The sequence below is a fragment of the Streptomyces sp. Ag109_O5-10 genome, from assembly GCF_900105755.1.
Classification (GTDB): Bacteria; Actinomycetota; Actinomycetes; order Streptomycetales; family Streptomycetaceae; genus Streptomyces.
In genome coordinates this window covers 3,710,298-3,731,355 of record NZ_FNTQ01000001.1, presented here as the reverse complement: position 1 = coordinate 3,731,355, position 21,058 = coordinate 3,710,298, and the positions used below count along the sequence as shown (strand labels likewise).

Below are 21,058 nucleotides of genomic sequence, written 5' to 3'. Positions count from 1 at the left end.
GAAGCCGGGCGCCAGGGGCGCAGCCTTGTTCACCCCAGATTTCCGAGAGGGCATCCGCTGCCATGGCGAAGATCCTGAAGTTCGACGAGGACGCCCGTCGCGCCCTTGAGCGCGGCGTCAACAAGCTTGCCGACACGGTGAAGGTGACGATCGGCCCCAAGGGCCGCAACGTCGTCATCGACAAGAAGTTCGGCGCCCCCACCATCACCAACGACGGTGTCACGATCGCCCGCGAGGTCGAGATCGAGGACCCGTACGAGAACCTCGGCGCGCAGCTGGTCAAGGAGGTGGCGACCAAGACCAACGACATCGCGGGTGACGGTACGACCACCGCCACCGTGCTGGCTCAGGCGCTCGTCCGCGAGGGCCTGAAGAACGTCGCCGCCGGTGCCTCCCCGGCCGCCCTGAAGAAGGGCATCGACGCCGCGGTCGCCGCCGTCTCCGAGGACCTGCTCGCGTCGGCCCGCCCGATCGACGAGAAGTCCGACATCGCCGCCGTCGCCGCGCTGTCCGCCCAGGACCAGCAGGTCGGCGAGCTCATCGCCGAGGCGATGGACAAGGTCGGCAAGGACGGTGTCATCACCGTCGAGGAGTCCAACACCTTCGGTCTGGAGCTGGACTTCACCGAGGGCATGGCCTTCGACAAGGGCTACCTGTCGCCGTACTTCGTGACGGACCAGGAGCGCATGGAAGCCGTCCTGGAGGACCCCTACATCCTCATCAACCAGGGCAAGATCTCCTCCATCGCGGACCTGCTGCCGCTGCTCGAGAAGATCATCCAGTCCAACGCCTCGAAGCCGCTGCTGATCATCGCCGAGGACGTCGAGGGCGAGGCCCTGTCGACCCTGGTCGTCAACAAGATCCGCGGCACCTTCAACGCGGTCGCGGTCAAGGCCCCCGGCTTCGGCGACCGCCGCAAGGCGATGCTGGAGGACCTGGCGATCCTCACCGGCGCCACGGTCGTCTCCGAGGAGGTCGGCCTCAAGCTCGACCAGGTCGGCCTGGACGTGCTGGGCTCCGCCCGCCGTGTCACGGTCACCAAGGACGACACCACGGTCGTCGACGGCGCCGGTGACTCCGGTGCGGTCAGCGGCCGCGTCGCCCAGATCAAGGCCGAGATCGAGAACACCGACTCCGACTGGGACCGCGAGAAGCTCCAGGAGCGCCTCGCGAAGCTGGCCGGCGGCGTGTGCGTGATCAAGGTCGGCGCCGCCACCGAGGTGGAGCTGAAGGAGAAGAAGCACCGTCTGGAGGACGCCATCTCCGCGACCCGCGCCGCGGTCGAGGAGGGCATCGTCTCCGGTGGTGGCTCCGCGCTCGTCCACGCCGTGAAGGTCCTCGACGACAACCTCGGCAAGACCGGCGACGAGGCCACCGGTGTCTCCGTGGTCCGCAAGGCCGCCGTCGAGCCGCTGCGCTGGATCGCCGAGAACGCCGGCCTGGAGGGCTACGTCATCGTCTCCAAGGTCGCCGAGCTGGAGAAGGGCAACGGCTACAACGCCGCCACCGGCGAGTACGGCGACCTGGTCAAGGCCGGCGTCATCGACCCGGTCAAGGTCACCCGCTCCGCCCTGGAGAACGCCGCCTCCATCGCCTCCCTGCTGCTCACGACCGAGACCCTGGTCGTCGAGAAGAAGGAAGAGGAAGAGGCCGCCGCCGGCCACTCCCACGGCCACTCGCACTGAGGCACCGGACTCCGAGGTCTCCGAGGCGCCAGTCTTGGAGGAACCGGTCTCTGAGGAAGCCCCCGTTCCCGGTCGTCCGCCGGGAACGGGGGCTTCGCCCCTCGCGGGTCCTTCGATGGTCGGCCTAGTTCTCCAGCGCGTCCAGCGCACCCAGCTGAGCCAGCAGTCCCATCCGGTCGTACTGCAGCCAGCCCTCGGCCATCTTCCCGTCGGCGCCGAAGCGGTGGATGGTGGTTCCGGCCATGGTGGCCTGCCGGCCGGTGTTGGCCACGCCCATGAACGCCGCCTTCTGCACGCCCGTCCACAGCCACCTGGTGCACACCCGGTCGCCCTGGGCGATCTGGTCCTCGACGAGGAACGTGAAGTCGAAGGCCCCCCGCCACATCTCCAGCTTGCGCCGCATCGCGTCCATGCCGATGGTGTCCTGTCCCTCGACCGGATCGTGGTCGTGGTAGTCCTCGGCGAGCAGGCCGTCCAGCGGAACCAGCGGGCCGGGCGCGGCGATCGTCTCGAAGAACCGCCGCGCGGTGCCGGCGAACAGCCCCTCGTCGCGCACCACGTCCAGATCGGTGAACCTCGGCGTCCCCTCGCACAGCGCCAGCAGCTCGTGGAAGACCTTGTCGGTCTCCGGGAGCCGCGAGTTCCGCATCGCCTCCTCGTACGACGGGAACTCCACGATCTCCACGACGCGCTCCGCGTCGGTGCGGTCCTTGCCGACCAGCGTGTGCGTCGCCGTCCGCTTCCCCTTGGTCTGCTCGACCCACCTGTCCATCAGCCGGTCCATCTCGTCGAACCGCCTGGTCCTGCACTCGATGAGCTGCACGAACGTCATGACACCGCCTCCGGCCCCCCTGCGGGCGCGACCGAACGACACCATCGTCTCACCGGACCCGTCCCGGTGTGCCCCGATATGTTCCGATAGGACGGGTCCGGGGCGGGCCGGGTCCTGGTCCCTACTGCGGCCCGTACTTGCGGCCCGTCTTCGCGCTGATGCCGCCCACCAGCCCGCGCGGCGCCACCTTCGCCAGGCCCGTCAGCACCTTGTAGCGGGGATCCGGGACCGACAGCGTCTTCCCGCGCGCGAGGTCGGCCAGCGCCGCCGCGACCAGCTTGTCCGCGTCCAGCCACATCCAGTCCGGGATGTTGTCCGTGCCCATCCCGGCCCGCTGATGGAACTCCGTACGGACGAACCCCGGCGCCAGCGCCATCAGCCGCACCCCGCTGCCCGCGAGGTCGCGCGCCGCGCCCTGGGTGAACTGCACGACCCACGCCTTGGAGGCGCCGTACGTCCCGCGCGGCACGAAGGCCGCCACCGACGCCACGTTGACCACTCCGCCGCGGCCGCGCTCGCGCATCGCCTCGGCCGCGGCCGAGGTCAGCCGCAGCACCGCCTCGCAGTGCACCTTGAGCATGCGCAGCTCGTCGGCCATCGAGACGTCCAGATAACGGCCCTTGTTGCCGAAGCCGGCGTTGTTGACCAGCAGGTCGACCGGGTGACGGCGGTCCCCGAGCCGGGCGGCGACCGACTCGATGCCGGCGTCCTCGGCGAGGTCGGCGGTGAGCACCTCCGCCTCGATGCCGTGCCGGTCGTGCAGCTCGGTCGCCTGCTCGCGCAGCCGCTTGGTGTCCCGCGCCACCAGGACGAGGTTGTGCCCGTCAGCCGCCAGCCGCCGCGCGAACGCGGCACCGATCCCCGCGGTCGATCCCGTAATCAGAGCCGTTGTCATGGACCAAGGGTAGTTACCCGGACCGACGGCGTCCGCTGTGCGCACCGGCTCTCCCTGAGGGTGAAGCGCCGGTGAACGGCCCGCGCGTGACGGCCGTTCAGCCGCTCTGCGCCGCCACGTACTTACGGGCCAGCGCCAGCGCCTCCGGGTGCAGGGCCGCGCCCGCCGCGAGCAGCCGGGGCAGCAGCTCCCGCTCGGTGGTGGTCGCGCGGAACTCCATCGCGGCCGTCACCCCGTGCTCCGGCAGGTGGATGATCTCGATGGGGTCGCCGGCCCGGATCTCACCCGGTTCGATCACCCGGAGGTAGGCACCGGTGGCACCCTTCCGCGTGAATCTCTTCACCCATACCCGCTCGCCCAGATGGCCCTGGAACGTACGGCACGGGATGCGCCCGGAGGTGACCTCCAGCACGACCTCGGGACCGATCCGCCAGCGCTCGCCGATCAGCGCCCCCGACACGTTCAGCCCGTTTGTCGTGAGGTTCTCACCGAAACAGCCGTTCGGCAGCGGGCGGCCGAGTTCCTTCGCCCAGTCGTCGAGGTCCTCGCGCGCGAAGGCGTACACCGCCTGGTCGTCGCCGCCGTGATGGCGCAGCTCGCAGACCGCGTCCCCGGCGAGGCCGCTGCCCGCGGTCCCCTTCGGCCCGGGCGCCGCCACCCGCACCGGCCCGGCCGCCGGCCGCTTGTCGATACCGGTCACGCCGTCCACCTGGTCCGTGTGCGGCGACGGCGTCGGACGGCCGAGGTTCACCGAGAGAAGCTCCATGCTCCGCACGGTACGGGAGCACCCCCCAAAGCGTCGACGCGTTTTCGGGCGCCATGTCCAAGTCGGCCTTATGCTCAAGGGGTGATAGAAGCACGTCATCTCCGGGTCCTGCGGGCGGTCGCCACCACCGGGTCCTTCTCGGCGGCGGGGCGCGAGCTGGGCTGCACCCAGCCCGCCGTCAGCCAGCAGATGAAGGCCCTGGAGACCTCCGTGGGCACGCCGCTGCTGGTCCGCAACGGCCGCGAGATGCGCCTGACCCAGGCCGGCGAGGCCCTGGTCCGGCACGCCTCCGGGATCCTCGCCGGGCTCACCGCCGCCGAGGAGGAGGTCGCCGCGATCGCCGGGCTGCGCGCGGGCCGGGTCCGCCTGGTCTCCTTCCCGAGCGGCAGCTCCACCCTGGTCCCGACCGCCCTCGCCGCCCTGCGCGCCGCCCACCCCGGCACCCGCGTCTCCCTGGAGGAGGCCGAGCCGCCGAAGTCCGTGGAGCTGCTGCGCGCGGGCGACTGCGACATCGCGCTGGCCTTCCGTTACGAGGGCGCCGCGGACGCCGAGGAGTGGGACGACCTGGTGGTGCGGCCGCTGCTGACCGACCGGCTCGTCGGCCTGGTGCCGGAGCGGCACCGGCTGGCCCGTGCGGAGTCGGTCGCCCTCGGGGAACTCGCCGACGAGCCCTGGATCGCGGGCTGTCCGCGCTGCCGGGGACAGCTTGTCCAGGCGTGCGAGAGTGCGGGTTTCACGCCCCGTATCGACTTCGCCACCGACGACTACCCGGCCGTGGTCGGCCTGGTCGGCGCGGGTCTGGGCGTGGCCGTGCTGCCGCGTCTTGCGGTCGAGTCGGTACGGCCGAGAGGTGTGCGCACGGTGGTCCTGGAACCTACGGTGCGGCGGGAGATCGTCGCCCTGACGCTGCCCGACCTGGCACAGGTGCCGGCGGTGGCGGCGACGCTCGATCAGCTGGGCCGGGCCGCCCGGCGGGCGTGACGGAAAGGCGCCGGGTGCCCGCGCGTGCCCGATCGTCCACAGATCGTCAACGCGTTGTCAACAGATTGCAGAAACGTTCTTTCACGTGTCGGAGGCGGAGTCGCCGCTGGTCGTCGACGCCGACACCAGCCTGTTGCGCGCCCGCCCCATGAGCTCTTCGCGCTCGTCCTCGGTCAGGCCGCCCCACACGCCGTACGGCTCACGGACCGCCAGCGCGTGCGCCGCGCACTCCGCGCGGACCGGGCACCTCATGCAGACCTCCTTGGCCGAGTTCTCACGGGCGCTCCGAGCCGCCCCGCGCTCGCCCTCGGGATGGAAGAAGAGCGAGCTGTCGACCCCGCGGCAGGCGGCCATGAGCTGCCAGTCCCACAGGTCCGCGTTCGGTCCGGGAAGGCGGGAGAAATCTGCCATTACGTGACCCCTTGTAGCCGTTCTGGGCGGATACGGTGCCAACGACCGTACATCTCCGGTCTAGAGAGATGAAAATATGACTCATTGGCAATCTAGCCCCAGACACTGTGAAACGGGAAGAAAAAGGTCTAAATGGGGCATTGGTTGTGATGAAAAGTTGAGGGTCTGACGTCCATGTCTGCACCGTGTCCGCTCCCTCACGTAGAGTGCCGAAGACGGCAGGCAGCCCCGTAACTCTTTCGAGTGACCGTCGTTGAGAGTGCGGTGGCGGTTGAAGCAACAAGCTCTCGGGCAGGCGTCCGAGACGTTCGACCGCACAGGTGACGATTCCGTACCAGCCTGGAGGCTCAAGGTGACGCGCATCAGCTGCGGAGGGCGGTCATGACATCCGTCCTCGTCTGCGACGACTCCCCGCTTGCCCGAGAGGCGCTGCGCCGCGCGGTGGCGACCGTGCCCGGCGTCGAGCGTGTGACGACGGCGGCCAACGGCGAGGAAGTCCTCCGCCGCTGGGGCGCCGACCGATCCGACCTGATCCTGATGGACGTGCGCATGCCCGGACTGGGGGGCGTCGAGACCGTGCGACGGCTGCTGTCCGCCGACCCCGGCGCGCGCATCATCATGCTCACGGTCGCCGAGGACCTGGACGGCGTGGCCCTGGCCGTCGCCGCCGGGGCCCGCGGCTACCTGCACAAGGACGCCTCGCGCGCCGAACTGCGGGCCACCGTGACCCAGGCCCTCGCCGACCCGACCTGGCGGCTGGCCCCCCGCCGCCTCCGCTCGGCCGAGATGGGGGCCGCCCCCACCCTCACCGCGCGCGAGATCCAGGTCCTGGAGGGCATGAGCCACGGCCGCTCCAACGCCGAGATCGGCCGCGAGCTGTTCCTCTCCGAGGACACCGTGAAGACCCACGCCCGGCGCCTGTTCAAGAAGCTCGGAGCCTCCGACCGCGCCCACGCGGTGGCCCTCGGCTTCCGCTGGGGTCTGGTTCGTTAGTACGGCGGTGATCTGCGCCGCAGTGGAGAAGCGGACCGACCGGACGCCCCCGCCTACCCGATGGTGGGCGGGGTCCACAAGGCGGAGCGCCGAAGGCGTGCTGCTCGTTTCGGCGCGGATGCCGCATCCTTGAGGTGTGGAGTCTCTCGGGGACGAGTCGTTCGAGCGGAAGGGGAGGGCGCAGGAGATGAGTTCCGGCGCACCTGCTCATAACGCTTCGGTGCACAACGACGGAGGCGATGCCGCGCCGCCGACGGCAGCAGGGCACCATGGACCGATGCGCGACGACGAGGCGGTCACTGCCGTGGGGACGATCGGCGCTCTCGTCCATCGCGCCGTGGACGGGGACGAGCAGGCCACGCACGACCTGCTCGCCCATGTTCACCCCCTCGCGCTGCGCTACTGCCGCACCCGCCTGTCCCGCCTCCCGGGCGACGCCCGCCACTTCGTCGAGGACCTCGCCCAGGAGGTCTGCGTGGCGGTCCTGCTGGCCCTGCCGCGGTACCGCGACACCGGCCGCCCCTTCGAGGCCTTCGTCTTCGCGATCGCGTCCCACAAGGTCGCCGACCTGCAGCGCGCCGCGATGCGCCACCCGGGCTCCACGGCCGTCCCCTCCGACGAGATGCCGGAACGCCCCGACGACTCCCTCGGCCCCGAGGAGCGCGCGCTGCTCAGCAGCGACGCCGAGTGGGCCAAGAAACTCCTGGCCAACCTCCCGGAGAACCAGCGCGAGCTGCTGCTGCTCCGCATCGCCGTGGGCCTCACGGCCGAGGAGACCGGCCAGATGTTGGGAATGTCACCGGGTGCGGTGCGGGTCGCCCAGCACCGGGCCCTGAGCCGGTTGCGGGCGCTGGCGGAGCAGTAGGCGGCGGTGTCCCGCCCCGGTCCGACCGGGCTCGGCCCCCTCCCGATGAACAGGCGCACGTCCGTTCCCGTACGAACATACGAAGCCTGGAGCTGAGTCGTACCGTGGAATTCGGGAGCCGTGCTTCCCGTTAGCATGGACATCCGCACCGATCAAGGCCATTTGGGGAAGGTGTCATGACCACCAACGTCGACGGAGTGCCCGACAAATTCGCCACGCTCGGGCTGACCTACGACGACGTGCTGCTGCTGCCGGGAGCCTCCGAGGTCCTCCCGAACGCGGTCGACACCTCGTCCCGCATCTCCCGCAACGTCCGGGTCAACATCCCGCTGCTCTCCGCCGCGATGGACAAGGTCACCGAGTCCCGCATGGCGATCGCCATGGCCCGGCTCGGCGGGGTCGGCGTGCTGCACCGCAACCTCTCCGTCGAGGACCAGGTCAACCAGGTCGACCTGGTGAAGCGGTCCGAGTCCGGCATGGTCACCGACCCGATCACGGTGCACCCGGACGCCACCCTCGCCGAGGCCGACGCGCTGTGCGCGAAGTTCCGGATCAGCGGTGTCCCGGTCACCGACCCCGACCGGAAGCTGCTCGGCATCGTCACCAACCGCGACATGGCCTTCGAGAGCGACCGCTCGCGCCGCGTCCACGAGGTCATGACGCCGATGCCGCTGGTCACCGGCAAGGTCGGCATCTCCGGCACCGAGGCCATGCAGCTGCTGCGCAAGCACAAGATCGAGAAGCTGCCGCTCGTCGACGACCAGGGCATCCTCAAGGGCCTGATCACGGTCAAGGACTTCGTCAAGGCCGAGAAGTACCCGAACGCGGCCAAGGACTCCGAGGGCCGCCTGCTCGTCGGCGCCGCCGTCGGCGCGAGCCCCGAGGCCCTCGAGCGGGCCCAGGCGCTCGCCGAGGCCGGCGTGGACTTCCTGGTCGTCGACACCTCGCACGGCCACAACAGCAACGCCCTCAGCTGGATGGCGAAGATCAAGTCCAGTGTCGACGTCGACGTGGTCGGCGGCAACGTCGCCACCCGCGACGGCGCGCAGGCGCTGATCGACGCCGGTGTCGACGGCATCAAGGTCGGCGTGGGCCCCGGCTCGATCTGCACCACCCGCGTGGTCGCCGGCATCGGCGTCCCGCAGGTCACCGCCATCTACGAGGCGTCCCTCGCCGCCCGCGCGGCCGGTGTCCCGCTGATCGGCGACGGCGGCCTGCAGTACTCCGGCGACATCGGCAAGGCGCTCGCGGCCGGTGCCGACACGGTGATGCTGGGCTCCCTCCTCGCGGGCTGTGAGGAGTCCCCGGGCGAGCTGCTCTTCATCAACGGCAAGCAGTTCAAGTCGTACCGCGGCATGGGCTCGCTCGGCGCCATGCAGTCGCGCGGCCAGGGCCGGTCGTACTCGAAGGACCGCTACTTCCAGGCCGAGGTCTCCTCCGACGACAAGCTCGTCCCCGAGGGCGTCGAGGGCCAGGTGCCCTACCGCGGCCCGCTGGCCAACGTGCTGCACCAGCTCGTCGGCGGGCTCCGCCAGACCATGGGCTACGTGGGCGCGGCCACCGTCGAGGAGATGGAGTCCAAGGGCCGCTTCGTGCGGATCACCGCCGCGGGCCTCAAGGAGAGCCACCCGCACGACATCCAGATGACGGTCGAGGCGCCGAACTACAGCCGCAAGTAGTCGCCGGAGCCTCTTCAGGGTCTTTCCAGGGCGGTCCCGGGCGCACCGGGGCCGCCCTTGCCGTACCGGTCGGCGATACTGGAAGACGCTGAAACGCAGAGGGAAAGGCCACAGACGTGACTGAGATCGAGATCGGGCGCGGCAAGCGCGGCCGCCGGGCGTACGCCTTCGACGACATCGCCGTCGTCCCCAGCCGCCGTACGCGGGACCCGAAGGAGGTCTCGATCGCCTGGCAGATCGACGCCTACCGCTTCGAGCTGCCGTTCCTGGCCGCCCCCATGGACTCGGTCGTCTCCCCGGCCACGGCGATCCGCATCGGCGAGCTCGGCGGCCTGGGCGTGCTCAACCTCGAAGGCCTCTGGACGCGGCACGAGGACCCGCAGCCGCTGCTCGACGAGATCATCGGGCTGGACTCCGACACCGCCACCCGCCGCCTCCAGGAGATCTACGCGGCTCCCATCAAGGAGGAGCTGATCGGCGCGCGCATCAAGGAGGTGCGCGACTCCGGCGTGGTCACGGCGGCCGCGCTCTCCCCGCAGCGCACCGCCCAGTTCTCCAAGGCGGTCGTGGACGCGGGCGTCGACATCTTCGTCATCCGCGGCACGACGGTCTCCGCGGAGCACGTCTCGTCCTCGCACGAGCCGCTGAACCTGAAGCAGTTCATCTACGAGCTGGACGTCCCCGTGATCGTCGGCGGCTGCGCCACGTACACGGCGGCCCTGCACCTGATGCGCACGGGCGCGGCCGGTGTCCTGGTCGGCTTCGGCGGCGGCGCCGCCCACACCACGCGCAACGTGCTCGGCATCCAGGTCCCCATGGCCACCGCCGTCGCCGACGTGGCCGCCGCCCGCCGCGACTACATGGACGAGTCCGGCGGCCGCTACGTCCACGTCATCGCCGACGGCGGTGTCGGCTGGTCCGGCGACCTCCCCAAGGCGATCGCCTGCGGCGCCGACTCGGTGATGATGGGCTCCCCGCTCGCCCGCGCGACGGACGCGCCCGGCAAGGGCCACCACTGGGGCATGGAGGCCGTCAACGAGGAGCTCCCGCGCGGCAAGAAGGTCGACCTCGGCACGGTCGGCACCCTCGAGGAGATCCTCACCGGCCCGTCCCACACCCCCGACGGCTCGATGAACCTCTTCGGCGCCCTGCGCCGCGCCATGGCCACCACCGGCTACAGCGAGCTGAAGGAGTTCCAGCGCGTCGAGGTGACGGTGGCGGACGCGCAGCACAAGCGGTAGGCATCAGCCGCCGTACGGCGGACGCAGGGCCGGTCGCCCCGGGCGGGCGACCGGCCCTTTCGCATGCCCAAGTGCGCCGGTGGGGGCGCGTGTTGAGGGGGAGGGGCGTGCGGTTGCGGTTGTGGCGAACGCGGGGTGTACCGGCGTCGTCCGGTACCGGATCCTCCGTTCAGCGGCCCAGGGCTGGAGAGCGGCCGCCCCATGAGGACCAGGGGCGGACACCCGTTCACTTCCCAGGAGCCTCCGCGGCACCGCACGACCCGCTGCACCGGGCTACACCGCCCGGTAAGTCAGCCGCGCCCCACCCCGTCCGCGACCACCTCACGAGCCACAGCCACCCACGCGCCCCTCTTCGCCCCCGCCCGCCGGTCGGCGAGCGGCCTGCCGCGGGCGCCGGGCCCGCTCAGAGCCGGTGCGCCGCCCCCGTCGGGGTCGCCCCGCGGGTGTCCAGCAGCAACTGGGCCTTCACCGACAGGCCCTGCAGGTCGTACGTGCGGTGCTGCTGGACCAGGATCGTCAGGTCGGCGTCGGCGGCCGCCTCGTAGAGGGAGTCCGCGCGCGGCACCGGGCGGTCCAGGACGTTCCAGGACGCGATGTGCGGGTCGTGGTAGCTGACCGAGGCACCCAGCTCCATGAAGCGCATCGCGATCTCCTGGGCGGGGCTGTTCTGCTGGTCGGCCAGGTCGGCCTTGTAGGTGACCCCGAGCAGCAGCACGCGCGCACCACGCGCCGACTTGCCGTGCTCGTTGAGGAGGGCGGCGGCGCGCTGCACGACGTACCCCGGCATCCGGCTGTTGACCTGCTGGGCCAGTTCCACCATGCGCAGGCCCCGGCCCGCGTGGCCGGACAGGTCCTGGGCGACGCCGTGGCCGCCGACCCCGGGGCCCGGACGGAAGGCCTGGAAGCCGAACGGCTTGGTCTCCGCGCAGCGGATGACGTCCCACAGGTCGACGCCCAGATCGTGGCAGAGGACGGCCATCTCGTTGACGAGGGCGATGTTGACGTGCCGGAAGTTGGTCTCCAGGAGCTGCACGGTCTCGGCCTCGCGCGGGCCACGCGCGCGTACCACCTTGTCGGTGAGCCGGCCGTAGAACGTGGCGGCCGATTCCGTGCACGCGGGCGTGACGCCGCCGATGACCTTCGGGGTGTTGGCCGGCGTGAAGTCCCGGTTGCCGGGATTCACCCGACTGGGCGAATAGGCGAGGTGGAAGTCGCGGCCCGCGCGCAGGCCCGAACCCTTCTCCAGCAGCGGCCGCAGGAAGTCCTCCGTCGTCCCCGGATGGACGGGGGACTCCAGGATCACCGTCGTGTGCGGACGCAGCCGCGCGGCCAGGGTGCGGGCGGCGGCCTCCACCGGGCCCAGGTCGAGCCCGCCGTCGGCGCCGCGCGGGGCCGGCGCGCAGATCACGGCGGTGCGCACCCGTCCCAGCTGTGCCGGATCCTCGGCCACCCGGAAGCCCTTCGCGAGCATCCGGCGCAGCTCGGCGGGGCTCAGCGAGCCCGCGTCGGGGCCGCCGGCCTCCGGGTCGGTGGCATAGCCGATCGTGGAGACGCCGGCGGCCACGGCGGCCTGGGCGAGGGGCAGGCCGTAGGGACCGAGTCCGATGACGGCGAGGTCTGCGGGCATGGCGTGGGCCGTCCTTCCCAGTAACCGAAGCGGGACAGGTGCGCAAGCCCTGTGGACAGGATGAGCGAGGCGCACGGTCAGACTAGGAGTAAATATGACCGTTATGCGGGATTGTGTTCATGTGTCTTCCATGGGTTCGGTGACCGTTGTCCACAGGCTGGGGGTGAGTGGTGGCTGAAGCCGGGCCGGCCGGTCAGAATTTGGGCAGGGGCCACGCCCGCCGGGGGCGCGGCCGACGCGACCGATGACCGACGACGCGTTCGACGGCGGACGCCGCGGTCCACGACCCATTCGACGATCCCTTCTACGACCCGGCCGGCGACCCGGGACAACGGCGCGACCGACTACCGACGACCGACGACGACCAGTGACCGACATCGGCCCAGGACCGGCGGGTAGACGGGTACCGGTGACAACGGCGATCGACGGCCGCAGGCACCCGATGCCCTCCGCGGCGATCGACGGCCGATGGCGACCGGCGGCCCGCGGGCGGCGGTGGCTGATGGCGGCCGCCGGCCGGCGGTGGCCGGCGGCGAGCGATGGACCGATGGCGAGCGATGGCCGCATGGCGGCAGAGCGGGAGGCAGCGGTGAGGACAGCGACACTGGGGCCGGAGCAGCGAGCGGAGTCCCTGGCGGCCATGGCCGAGCGCGAGCTGGACGTGCTCGTGGTGGGCGGCGGAGTGGTCGGCGCGGGTACCGCGCTGGACGCGGTCACCCGGGGCCTGAACACCGGCATCGTCGAGGCCCGCGACTGGGCCTCGGGTACCTCCAGCAGGTCCAGCAAACTGATCCACGGCGGCCTGCGCTACCTGGAGATGCTCGACTTCGCCCTGGTCCGCGAGGCCCTCAAGGAGCGCGGCCTGCTCCTGGAACGCCTCGCTCCGCACCTGGTCAAGCCGGTGCCGTTCCTCTACCCGCTCCAGCACCAGGGCTGGGAGCGCCTGTACGCCGGCTCGGGCGTCGCGCTCTACGACGCGATGGCGATGGCCCGTGGCCACGGCCGGGGCCTGCCGGCCCACCGCCACCTGAGCCGCCGTCACGCCCTGCGGGTCGCGCCCGCGCTGCGCAAGGACGCTCTCGTCGGCGCCATCCAGTACTACGACGCCCAGATGGACGACGCCCGCTATGTGGCGACCCTGGTGCGCACCGCGGTGTCGTACGGCGCGAAGGCGGCCAACCGCGCGCGCGTGACCGGGTTCCTGCGCGAGGGCGAGCGGGTCGTCGGGGCCCGGGTGCAGGACGTGGAGAGCGGCGGGGAGTACGAGATCCGCGCCCAGCAGGTCGTCAACGCGACCGGGGTGTGGACCGACGACACGCAGGCGATGGTCGGCGAGCGCGGCCAGTTCCACGTCCGCGCCTCCAAGGGCATCCACCTGGTCGTCCCCAAGGACCGCATCCACTCCACGACGGGCCTGATCCTGCGCACCGAGAAGTCGGTCCTGTTCGTCATCCCCTGGGGGCGGCACTGGATCATCGGTACGACCGACACCGACTGGGACCTGGACAAGGCCCACCCGGCCGCCTCCAGCGCCGACATCGACTACCTCCTCAACCACGTCAACTCGGTGCTCGCGGTGCCGCTGTCGCGCGACGACGTGGAGGGCGTCTACGCCGGTCTGCGCCCGCTGCTGGCCGGTGAGTCCGACGCCACCAGCAAGCTGTCGCGCGAGCACACGGTCGCGCATCCGGTGCCGGGGCTCGTGGTCGTCGCGGGCGGCAAGTACACGACGTACCGGGTGATGGCCAAGGACGCCGTCGACGAGGCGGTGCACGGGCTCGACATGCGGGTCGCGGAGTGCGTCACCGAGGACATCCCGCTGCTCGGCGCGGAGGGCTACCGGGCGATGTGGAACGCCCGGGCCAGGATCGCCGCCCGCACCGGTCTGCACGTGGTCCGTGTCGAGCATCTCCTCAACCGCTACGGCTCGACGGCGGAGGAGGTCCTCGACCTCATCGCCGCCGACCCCGGCCTGGCCGAGCCGCTGTCGGCCGCCGACGACTACCTGCGCGCCGAGGTCGTCTACGCGGCCTCCCACGAGGGCGCGCGCCACCTCGACGACGTCCTGACCCGGCGCACCCGCATCTCCATCGAGACCTTCGACCGCGGCACCCGCAGCGCCCGCGAGGCCGCCGAGTTGATGGCCCCGGTCCTCGGCTGGGACAAGGACCAGATCGAACGCGAGGTCGAGCACTACGAGAAGCGCGTCGAGGCCGAACGCGAGTCCCAACTCCAGCCGGACGACCAGACGGCGGACGCGGCGAGGCTGGGAGCACCGGAGATCGTGCCGCGATAGTCCGCCATCCCCGGCCCTGCGTGTCGGTCGGCCGCCGGAAAGTCCGCCCCCGCGGGGACGGCGCCCGCCGTGACGGCGCCCAGCCGCGACGGTGGTTTCCGGCGGTGCCGGACCGACCGTGCCGGACCGACCGTGCCGGACCGACCGTGCCGGACCGACCGTGCCGGACCGACCGTGCCGGACCGACCGTGCCGGACCGACCGTGCCGGACCGACCGTGCCGGACCGACCGTGCCGGACCGACCGTGCCGGACCGACCGTGCCGGACCGACCGTGCCGGACCGACCGTGCCGGACCGACCGTGCCGGACCGACCGTGCCGGATCGACCCTCAGAGATCATCCGATCGAGCGACCCGGCAGCGGGATCTTCCTCCCGGACCCGGCCGTTCTACCCATTGCGAGGGCAGAACTCGGCCGCGAGCAGTGCGGGTTCGAGGGCCGGGTCTGCGAGCGCCGTCGTGTTCACACGGAACGTGAGGACATGCCGGCCGCCGATCGAGGCAGCGCTCCGCACGTAGCTGCCCGCGATCCGGCCGTTGTGTCCCCACACCGTGGTCCCGCACGGCAGCTTCACAGGAAAGATTCCCAGGCCGTACACGCCATGTGCGGCACGGGTGTCGAGCATTTCGCGCAGCCGGCGCGGGGGCAGCAGCTCGCCGTCCAGCAGCGCCGCGTAGAAGCGGTCCAGGTCGTCGAGCGTGGTCACCAGCTCACCCGCCGCGCCGGCCACGCGCGGGTCGAGCTCGGTGGCGTCGGAGCCGTCGGACGCGTAGGCGCGGCCGTGCGGGGAGGGCAGTGAGGTGCGGGCACCGGGGAAGGAGGTGCCCGTGAGACGGAGGGGGGTGATGATGCGTTGCCGGACCTCGGTGGCGTAGGAGTGCCCGGTGACCTGACGGATGACCATGCCGAGCACGACGTAGTCGGTGCTGGAGTACGCGTAGTGCCCCAGCCCGGTCGAAGGGAGGGCGAGCGCGAGGCGTACGGCCTGAGGCGGGGCCAGCGGGACGGCCCCCCGGGTGACCGTGGTGAAGTCGGCGAGCCCGGCGGTGTGGCTGAGCAGGGCCCGCAGGGTGATTTTCCGTCCGTCGACGCCGTGCCCGCGCAGCAGTTCCGGCAGATACCGCTCCACGGAGTCGGAGAGGGCGAGGCGGTGTTCCGCGGCCAGTTGCAGGACGACGGTGGCGATGAACGTCTTCGTGATGCTGCCGGCCCGGAAGTGGTCGGCACGGGCGATGCCTTTGCCGGCGCCCGCATAGCGGACGTCGTCGCCGTCGCGGTCCAGAAGCGCGGCGGCCGGTGCTCCGCCTTTGATGACGAACTGTGACAGGAGCGGGTTCCTGGCTTCCGCGGAGGAGGCGGAACCGGACATCAGCGGGGCGAACAGCAGGGCAAGAGAGACCGGTATGGCCACCAGTGTCCGAAGCGACGGCATCCGGGTTCCTCCCTTCTCGCGGCCCATCATCTCGCCCGTGTGACGCACTCGTCACCGGGGGTTCCGGTCGGCCGGCCCCGATGCGCAATCAGGGGGCCCCTGGGCGTTGGGCACTTGTCGGGTGAGGGACAATGAAGGCTCTGTCAGGGCGGGTTGCATGAGGGGACGCATGTCAGAGGCGGAGCGGGCGGGGACTTCTCGTCAGGAGACTCGTCAGGACAACAGCGAGCGTCTTCTCGCCGGGCGGTACCGGCTGGGAGGAGTGCTCGGCCGCGGCGGCATGGGCACGGTGTGGCGCGCCGAGGACGAGACCCTCGGCCGGACGGTGGCCGTCAAGGAGCTGCGGTTCCCGTCGAACATCGACGAGGAGGAGAAGCGGCGCCTGATCACGCGCACGCTGCGCGAGGCCAAGGCGATCGCACGGATCCGCAACAACAGCGCGGTGACGGTCTTCGACGTGGTCGAGGAGGACGACCGGCCCTGGATCGTGATGGAGCTGGTCGAGGGCAAGTCGCTGGCCGAGGTCATCCGGGAGGACGGCCTGCTGGAGCCGAAGCGGGCGGCCGAGGTCGGGCTGGCGATCCTGGACGTGCTGCGGTCGGCACACCGCGAGGGCATCCTGCACCGGGACGTGAAGCCGTCCAACGTGCTGATCTCGGAGAGCGACGGCCGGGTCGTGCTCACCGACTTCGGCATCGCCCAGGTCGAGGGCGACCCGTCCATCACCTCCACCGGCATGCTCGTCGGCGCCCCCTCCTACATCTCCCCGGAGCGGGCCCGCGGTCACAAGCCCGGCCCGGCGGCCGACCTGTGGTCGCTCGGCGGCCTGCTGTACGCGGCGGTCGAGGGCACACCGCCCTACGACAAGGGGTCGGCGATCGCCACCCTGACGGCGGTGATGACCGAGCAGCTGGAGGAGCCCAAGAACGCGGGACCGCTGAAGGACGTCATCTACGGGCTGCTCACCAAGGATCCGGCCAAGCGGCTGGACGACGCGGGCGCGCGGGCGATGCTCACCGCGGTCATCAACACGCCGGCGGAAGTGCCCGCCGACGCCACCCGCGTCGTACCGCTGCCTCCGCAGCCCGAGGCGCCGCAGCAGGAGCAGGGCGCCGGGGCCAAGCGGGGCGAGGAGGCCGGGGAGAAGCTGCGCGGGGCGCTGCGGTCGGTACGGAAGGCCGCGGGGGCGGCGAGCGCCGCTGCCGCCACCCGGACGAAGAACACGGGCGCGGCAGCCGAGGCGGGCGCGGGCGCGGCACCCGGGGCCCCGGTCGTGGCCGGTTCGCCCTCGGGACCGGTCGGGGGTGCGCGACCGGCCGCGGCCGGCGGGTCCGGCGCGGCCACCACCCCGGCGGGGAGCAAGCCGACGGCCGGCAAGGCGAGTTCGGGGTGGCCCGTGATGCCGCCGCCGGATCTGGACCTGGCGCCCCGGCCCGTGCCCAAGGCTCCGCTCACCGACGTGGTGCCGAAGCGCACCCTGGTGATCATCGCCCTGGTGGTGGTGCTCGCGGTGCTCGGTACCGTGCTCGCCATCGTGCTGAACGGCGGCGACGGGAACAGCAAGGGGAGCGGCAAGAACGGCGGTGCCAAGGCGGGTTCGTCCGCGGGGGCGAGCGCGAGCAGCGGTTCCGGTTCGGGAGCGAAGTCCGGTTCCGGGGGCGACTCCACCAAGCGGGACACGAGCGGCGGCACGCGGACGGACGGCGACCCCTCGGCGGCCGGCACCCCCGGGAGCGGTGGCTCGGAAGACTCCGGCGACGACTCGTCCTCGGCGTCGAACTCCAGTGGCAGCGCGCCGGTGGTGACCAAGTACAAGGGTGACCAGGGATACTCGATCGGGCTGCCCAAGGGCTGGAAGTTCCAGACCAGCAGTTCGGCCGGAGACCGGTTCGCCGGGCCCGACGGGCAGAAGCTGCTGATCGCCTGGACGAGCACGCCCAAGGACGACCCGGTCGCGGACTGGAAGAACCAGGAGCGTTACATGGTGCGCTCCCAGTACCAGAAGATCCGCATAGCCGAGGTGAGCTACCGCAGCTGGAACACGGCCGACTGGGAGTTCACCTACGTCGACGGCGGCACCAAGTATCACACGGTCGACCGGGGGTTCGTCGTCAGCTCCAAGCAGGGGTACGCGCTGATGTACACCGCGAAGGCCGACGACTGGAGCAGTGAGCTGCGCAAGGACACCTGGAAGACGCTGACGGTGTCCTTCGAGCCCCGGTGACAAATTCGCATCCCCACAATGAGACTTGCCTCCGGCACGTATCGTGAGTGGTTGCGGACCGTACGCATCCAGGTATGCATGCATAACGGGCCGCGAAACGAACGGATTTGACCAGCCGGGCGGCCGGGGGAGGCAACGTGGACGACTACGCGGGTCGGGTGCTCGCCGACCGCTACCGCCTGCCGTTGCCCCCCTCCGACGAGTACGAACACACCGAGACCCGGGCCTTCGACACGTACAGCGGGCAGGAGGTGTTCGTCCGCCAGGTGCCGTTGCCGGAGGTCGTCGAGGCCGAGGTGCTGGACGCCGAAGGGCTGCCGGAGGGTTTCACTGCGCGTGACCGTGGCGCGCGGCGGCCGCCGACGGCGCGCACCGCGACACGCCGGCCCAGCGACCCGGTGGTGCGGCGCGCCGTCGAGGCCGCGCAGGCCGCCGCCCGGATCCCCGACCATCCCCGGCTCGACCAGGTATTCGACGTGTTCGCCGAGGGCGGTTCGCTCTGGATCGTCAGCGAGTCGGTCGCCGCGCGGCCGCTGTCGGCGGTGCTGGCGGAGCAGCCGCTGAGCCCGTACCGGGCGGCCGAGGTCGCCTCCGACGTGCTGATGGCGCTTCGGGTGCTGCACGCCCACGGCTGGGTGCACCGCAACATCACCGCCCGCACGGTCCTCGTCTGCGACGACGGCCGGGTGATGCTGACCGGCCTCGCGGCCGGGGCGGCGGAGGAGGCGCTGTGCGGGTACGACCCGGTGCCTGCGCCCGACGGCGAGGGCGGCGCGGGCGGTGCGCCGACCGACGGTGGCCGGTGGGTCGGCGTGGCGGAAGGTTCCGCCACGCCAGGTGGCCCGCCCGGCGCGCCCGGCCCTTCCGGTCCCTCCGGTGAGAACGTTTCGCCCGGTTTGCGCGTTTCGGGTGGTTCCGGCGGCGCGGGTGTCGTGCCCGTCGGGGGCATCGGGAGCATCGGTGGTGCGTCCGGTGGTACGGGCGGCGCGCAGCAGGCGCCCGGCGCGCCGGAAACCGATCCCGAGGCCGCCCGGCGCGCCGCGATCCAGGCGCGGGCTGCCGGCGGGCTGCCGGGGGCCGGTCCCGACGAGGGCACGGGCGGCGCCGGTACGGGCGGCGCCGGTGCGGGGGCCGTGGAGCGGCGGGCCCTGGAGACCGGCTCGGACATCCGGGCGGCGCGGGCCGGGGCGATCGCCGCGTACCGGGCGGGAGCGAGGGCCGCCGCCAGGGTCCACGAGGCCCAGCAGCACGGACGGGCCGCGCTGCCCGGCGCCCGGCCGCCGGCCGAGGGCGACACCACGGCGCCCGCGCCGCAGCCGCCGTACGGTCCGGGACACGCCAACGGGACGGCCCAGCAGTCGTATGCCAACGGTGTGGCGCAACCGCCGTACGCGAACGGGCAGACGCAGGTGCCGGGCGGGGAGCAGCGGGCCGCCGGTGCCATGCCGCCCGGCCAGATCGCGGACCCGTACGGGGTGGGCGGCGCGCCGTCGCCCTGGCACGGCGCCGCACCCCGTCCCCGCCCCGGCACGCACCCGGCGGTGGCTCCCGGCCAGGAACGCACCGCGCTCCCGGCGGCCGGACCCGGTGCGGGCACTGCCCTGACCGGTGCCGGACTTCCCGGCGGCCAGGGCCAGGCGCCCGCCGTCGTACCCGCGCAGGGTGCCGGACCCGCCGCCGCCCGCTGGGGCGAGGCCGGTGCCGCCGTTCCCGGCCGGCGGGGGCCCGGCACCGCGCTGGCCGCCGAGCGGGCGCGGCAGGTGCGGATGACCGTCGTGGGGCCGGTGACCGAGCGCTGGGCGCCGGAGCAGGCCGTTCCCGTGCACGAGAACTGGCAGCTGGCGGCCCCCATCGGCCCGGCCACCGACCTGTGGGCGCTCGGTGCGCTGCTGTTCCGGTCGGTACAGGGACACGCGCCGTACCCGGAGGAGTCCACGGCCGAGCTGGTGCAGCTGGTGTGCTCGGAGCCGCCCGCCTTCGCGGAGGAGTGCGGGTCGCTCAGGCCGGTCGTGGAGTCGCTGCTGCGTCAGGACCCCACCGAGCGGCTGGACTTCGAGGAGCTGCGCGGCTGGCTGCGCTCGCTGGTGCGGTCCGCGCCCGAGCCGGACGCCGGTGCCCATGTCGTCGCCGCCCCGCCCGCCGACCCCCGGCGGCTGCCGATCGTCCGGCGCCGCGGCGAGCTGGTGCGCAGGCGCAAGGCCGGGCTCCCGGCGACGCACGGCCGGCACAAGCGGGCCCGGGAGGAGGGCAGGTCCCCGCGCCGGCTGGGCCGCACCCTGCTTCTGCTGGTCCTGCTCCTGCTGGCCGCGGCGGTCGCGTACGCCATGCTGTTCCTGCCGAAGAAGGACACCGGGGCCGAGGGCGGCGCGGCGGCCGGGAACCGGACGGGCACGGCAGGCGAGGCGAGTCCCGCGCCGAGCCACGACCGGACGCCGACGCCGACGCCGACCCCCACGTCGACCCCGTCCACCGAGACGCAGACCACCGCCGGTTCGACCGGCGGTGCCACGGTCGCCGACGGGTTCACCCTGCGCGAGGACCCGAACGGCTTCCGGATCGCCGTCGCCCAGGGATGGAGCCGTTCCCCGAAGAACGGCAGCGGCCAGGTGATCTACTCGCACGGGAAGTTCGAGCTGATCGTCGTGGCCGGGCGGGACAGCGCGGCGGCTTTCGGCAGCGACCCGATGGCGTACCAGCGGGACAAGGAGCCGGAGCTGCAGCCCTACCGGAACTCCAGCTGGGCCACCGCGGGCGGGCTGCGGACCATCACGGTCGGTCAGCAGGTGTCGGCGGAGGGCCAGTTCACCTGGACGGACGGCCGGCAGGGCGACCTGTTCGTGCGCAACATGGTCTTCCTGATCAACGGGAGATACCACATCGTGCAGGTGCGCGGTCCGGAGGCCGACCGGGACGAGGTCACCACGGTGTACGAGCAGGCGTCGGCGACGTACAGGTACACGGGCTGAGACGCAGAGGCAGCCGCGGACGTACAAGGGGGCGGGCCGGGGGAATTCAACGCGCCCCCAAGGCGGTTGGTTCCCGTTCCGGTGCGGGGATTTCGTTCACATCCGGTGGCGGAAGCGAGAACCGTCACAGTGCTGTCTCCGTGGGACCCCCCTTGTTCCCTGACC

Annotated in this window: 15 protein-coding genes; 9 read left to right on the top strand and 6 right to left on the bottom strand. The window is 72.0% G+C overall.

Features of this window, described 5'->3' with window-relative positions:
* The first annotated feature begins 62 nt into the window (after positions 1–62).
* On the top strand, positions 63–1,685 hold the full coding sequence (gene groL, locus BLW82_RS16940; RefSeq protein WP_093499602.1) for a chaperonin GroEL: 1,623 nt from the start codon (positions 63–65) through the stop codon (positions 1,683–1,685).
* Positions 1,686–1,809: 124 nt separating this feature from the next.
* Here groL and BLW82_RS16935 read toward each other — a convergent pair whose 3' ends face one another.
* From BLW82_RS16935 to BLW82_RS16925, 3 genes are all read right to left on the bottom strand, one after another.
* Positions 1,810–2,517, bottom strand: a complete 708-nt coding sequence (locus BLW82_RS16935) for an ester cyclase (RefSeq protein WP_093499601.1) — start codon at positions 2,515–2,517, stop codon at positions 1,810–1,812.
* A gap of 121 nt (positions 2,518–2,638) precedes the next feature.
* Positions 2,639–3,412, bottom strand: a complete 774-nt coding sequence (locus BLW82_RS16930) for an SDR family NAD(P)-dependent oxidoreductase (protein WP_093499600.1) — start codon at positions 3,410–3,412, stop codon at positions 2,639–2,641.
* A gap of 97 nt (positions 3,413–3,509) precedes the next feature.
* Positions 3,510–4,178: an MOSC domain-containing protein gene (locus tag BLW82_RS16925; protein ID WP_093499599.1), complete on the bottom strand. Its 669-nt coding sequence runs from the start codon at positions 4,176–4,178 to the stop codon at positions 3,510–3,512.
* 81 nt (positions 4,179–4,259) lie between these two features.
* Between BLW82_RS16925 and BLW82_RS16920 the strand changes: the two genes are divergently transcribed.
* Positions 4,260–5,159 carry a LysR family transcriptional regulator gene (locus BLW82_RS16920; RefSeq protein WP_093499598.1) on the top strand — a complete coding sequence of 300 codons (900 nt, stop codon included), beginning with the start codon at positions 4,260–4,262 and terminating at the stop codon, positions 5,157–5,159.
* Positions 5,160–5,240: 81 nt separating this feature from the next.
* Here the strand turns inward: BLW82_RS16920 and BLW82_RS16915 are convergent, their stop codons facing one another.
* Entirely contained in the window at positions 5,241–5,570 is a 330-nt protein-coding gene (locus BLW82_RS16915) for a WhiB family transcriptional regulator (RefSeq protein ID WP_093499597.1), read from the bottom strand.
* 381 nt (positions 5,571–5,951) lie between these two features.
* Here BLW82_RS16915 and BLW82_RS16910 point away from each other — a divergent pair, with 381 nt between their 5' ends.
* The 4 genes from BLW82_RS16910 (at position 5,952) to BLW82_RS16895 (ending at position 10,348) form a co-directional block, all read left to right on the top strand.
* Positions 5,952–6,563, top strand: a complete 612-nt coding sequence (locus BLW82_RS16910) for a response regulator transcription factor (protein ID WP_003948568.1) — start codon at positions 5,952–5,954, stop codon at positions 6,561–6,563.
* Positions 6,564–6,840: 277 nt separating this feature from the next.
* Positions 6,841–7,428, top strand: coding sequence for a sigma-70 family RNA polymerase sigma factor (locus BLW82_RS16905; protein ID WP_089099378.1), 588 nt, complete (start codon positions 6,841–6,843; stop codon positions 7,426–7,428).
* A gap of 176 nt (positions 7,429–7,604) precedes the next feature.
* Positions 7,605–9,107 carry an IMP dehydrogenase gene (gene guaB / locus BLW82_RS16900; protein ID WP_093499596.1) on the top strand — a complete coding sequence of 501 codons (1,503 nt, stop codon included), beginning with the start codon at positions 7,605–7,607 and terminating at the stop codon, positions 9,105–9,107.
* A 116-nt stretch (positions 9,108–9,223) separates the two neighbouring features.
* Positions 9,224–10,348 carry a GuaB3 family IMP dehydrogenase-related protein gene (locus tag BLW82_RS16895; RefSeq protein ID WP_093499595.1) on the top strand — a complete coding sequence of 375 codons (1,125 nt, stop codon included), beginning with the start codon at positions 9,224–9,226 and terminating at the stop codon, positions 10,346–10,348.
* A gap of 403 nt (positions 10,349–10,751) precedes the next feature.
* On the opposite strand, the gene BLW82_RS16890 is transcribed toward BLW82_RS16895, so the two are convergent.
* Complete coding sequence (locus BLW82_RS16890; protein ID WP_093499594.1) at positions 10,752–11,975, bottom strand: nucleotide sugar dehydrogenase; 1,224 nt, start codon at positions 11,973–11,975, stop codon at positions 10,752–10,754.
* Between the two features lie 589 nt (positions 11,976–12,564).
* Between BLW82_RS16890 and BLW82_RS16885 the strand changes: the two genes are divergently transcribed.
* Positions 12,565–14,271: a glycerol-3-phosphate dehydrogenase/oxidase gene (locus tag BLW82_RS16885; protein WP_093499593.1), complete on the top strand. Its 1,707-nt coding sequence runs from the start codon at positions 12,565–12,567 to the stop codon at positions 14,269–14,271.
* A 388-nt stretch (positions 14,272–14,659) separates the two neighbouring features.
* On the opposite strand, the gene BLW82_RS16880 is transcribed toward BLW82_RS16885, so the two are convergent.
* Positions 14,660–15,703: a serine hydrolase domain-containing protein gene (locus BLW82_RS16880; protein ID WP_093499592.1), complete on the bottom strand. Its 1,044-nt coding sequence runs from the start codon at positions 15,701–15,703 to the stop codon at positions 14,660–14,662.
* A gap of 169 nt (positions 15,704–15,872) precedes the next feature.
* Between BLW82_RS16880 and BLW82_RS16875 the strand changes: the two genes are divergently transcribed.
* Entirely contained in the window at positions 15,873–17,927 is a 2,055-nt protein-coding gene (locus BLW82_RS16875; RefSeq protein ID WP_093499591.1) for a serine/threonine-protein kinase, read from the top strand.
* 137 nt (positions 17,928–18,064) lie between these two features.
* Positions 18,065–20,893 carry a protein kinase gene (locus tag BLW82_RS16870; protein WP_093499590.1) on the top strand — a complete coding sequence of 943 codons (2,829 nt, stop codon included), beginning with the start codon at positions 18,065–18,067 and terminating at the stop codon, positions 20,891–20,893.
* Positions 20,894–21,058: the final 165 nt, after the last annotated feature.

What these genes read in the sequence shown, in the direction of transcription:
- groL (WP_093499602.1), top strand. Translation starts at nt 63, where the DNA reads ATGGCGAAGATCCTGAAGTTCGACGAGGACGCCCGTCGCGCCCTTGAG.
- BLW82_RS16935 (WP_093499601.1), bottom strand. Translation starts at nt 2,517, where the DNA reads ATGACGTTCGTGCAGCTCATCGAGTGCAGGACCAGGCGGTTCGACGAG.
- BLW82_RS16930 (WP_093499600.1), bottom strand. Translation starts at nt 3,412, where the DNA reads ATGACAACGGCTCTGATTACGGGATCGACCGCGGGGATCGGTGCCGCG.
- BLW82_RS16925 (WP_093499599.1), bottom strand. Translation starts at nt 4,178, where the DNA reads ATGGAGCTTCTCTCGGTGAACCTCGGCCGTCCGACGCCGTCGCCGCAC.
- BLW82_RS16915 (WP_093499597.1), bottom strand. Translation starts at nt 5,570, where the DNA reads ATGGCAGATTTCTCCCGCCTTCCCGGACCGAACGCGGACCTGTGGGAC.
- BLW82_RS16910 (WP_003948568.1), top strand. Translation starts at nt 5,952, where the DNA reads ATGACATCCGTCCTCGTCTGCGACGACTCCCCGCTTGCCCGAGAGGCG.
- BLW82_RS16905 (WP_089099378.1), top strand. Translation starts at nt 6,841, where the DNA reads ATGCGCGACGACGAGGCGGTCACTGCCGTGGGGACGATCGGCGCTCTC.
- guaB (WP_093499596.1), top strand. Translation starts at nt 7,605, where the DNA reads ATGACCACCAACGTCGACGGAGTGCCCGACAAATTCGCCACGCTCGGG.
- BLW82_RS16890 (WP_093499594.1), bottom strand. Translation starts at nt 11,975, where the DNA reads ATGCCCGCAGACCTCGCCGTCATCGGACTCGGTCCCTACGGCCTGCCC.
- BLW82_RS16880 (WP_093499592.1), bottom strand. Translation starts at nt 15,703, where the DNA reads ATGCCGTCGCTTCGGACACTGGTGGCCATACCGGTCTCTCTTGCCCTG.
- BLW82_RS16875 (WP_093499591.1), top strand. Translation starts at nt 15,873, where the DNA reads ATGTCAGAGGCGGAGCGGGCGGGGACTTCTCGTCAGGAGACTCGTCAG.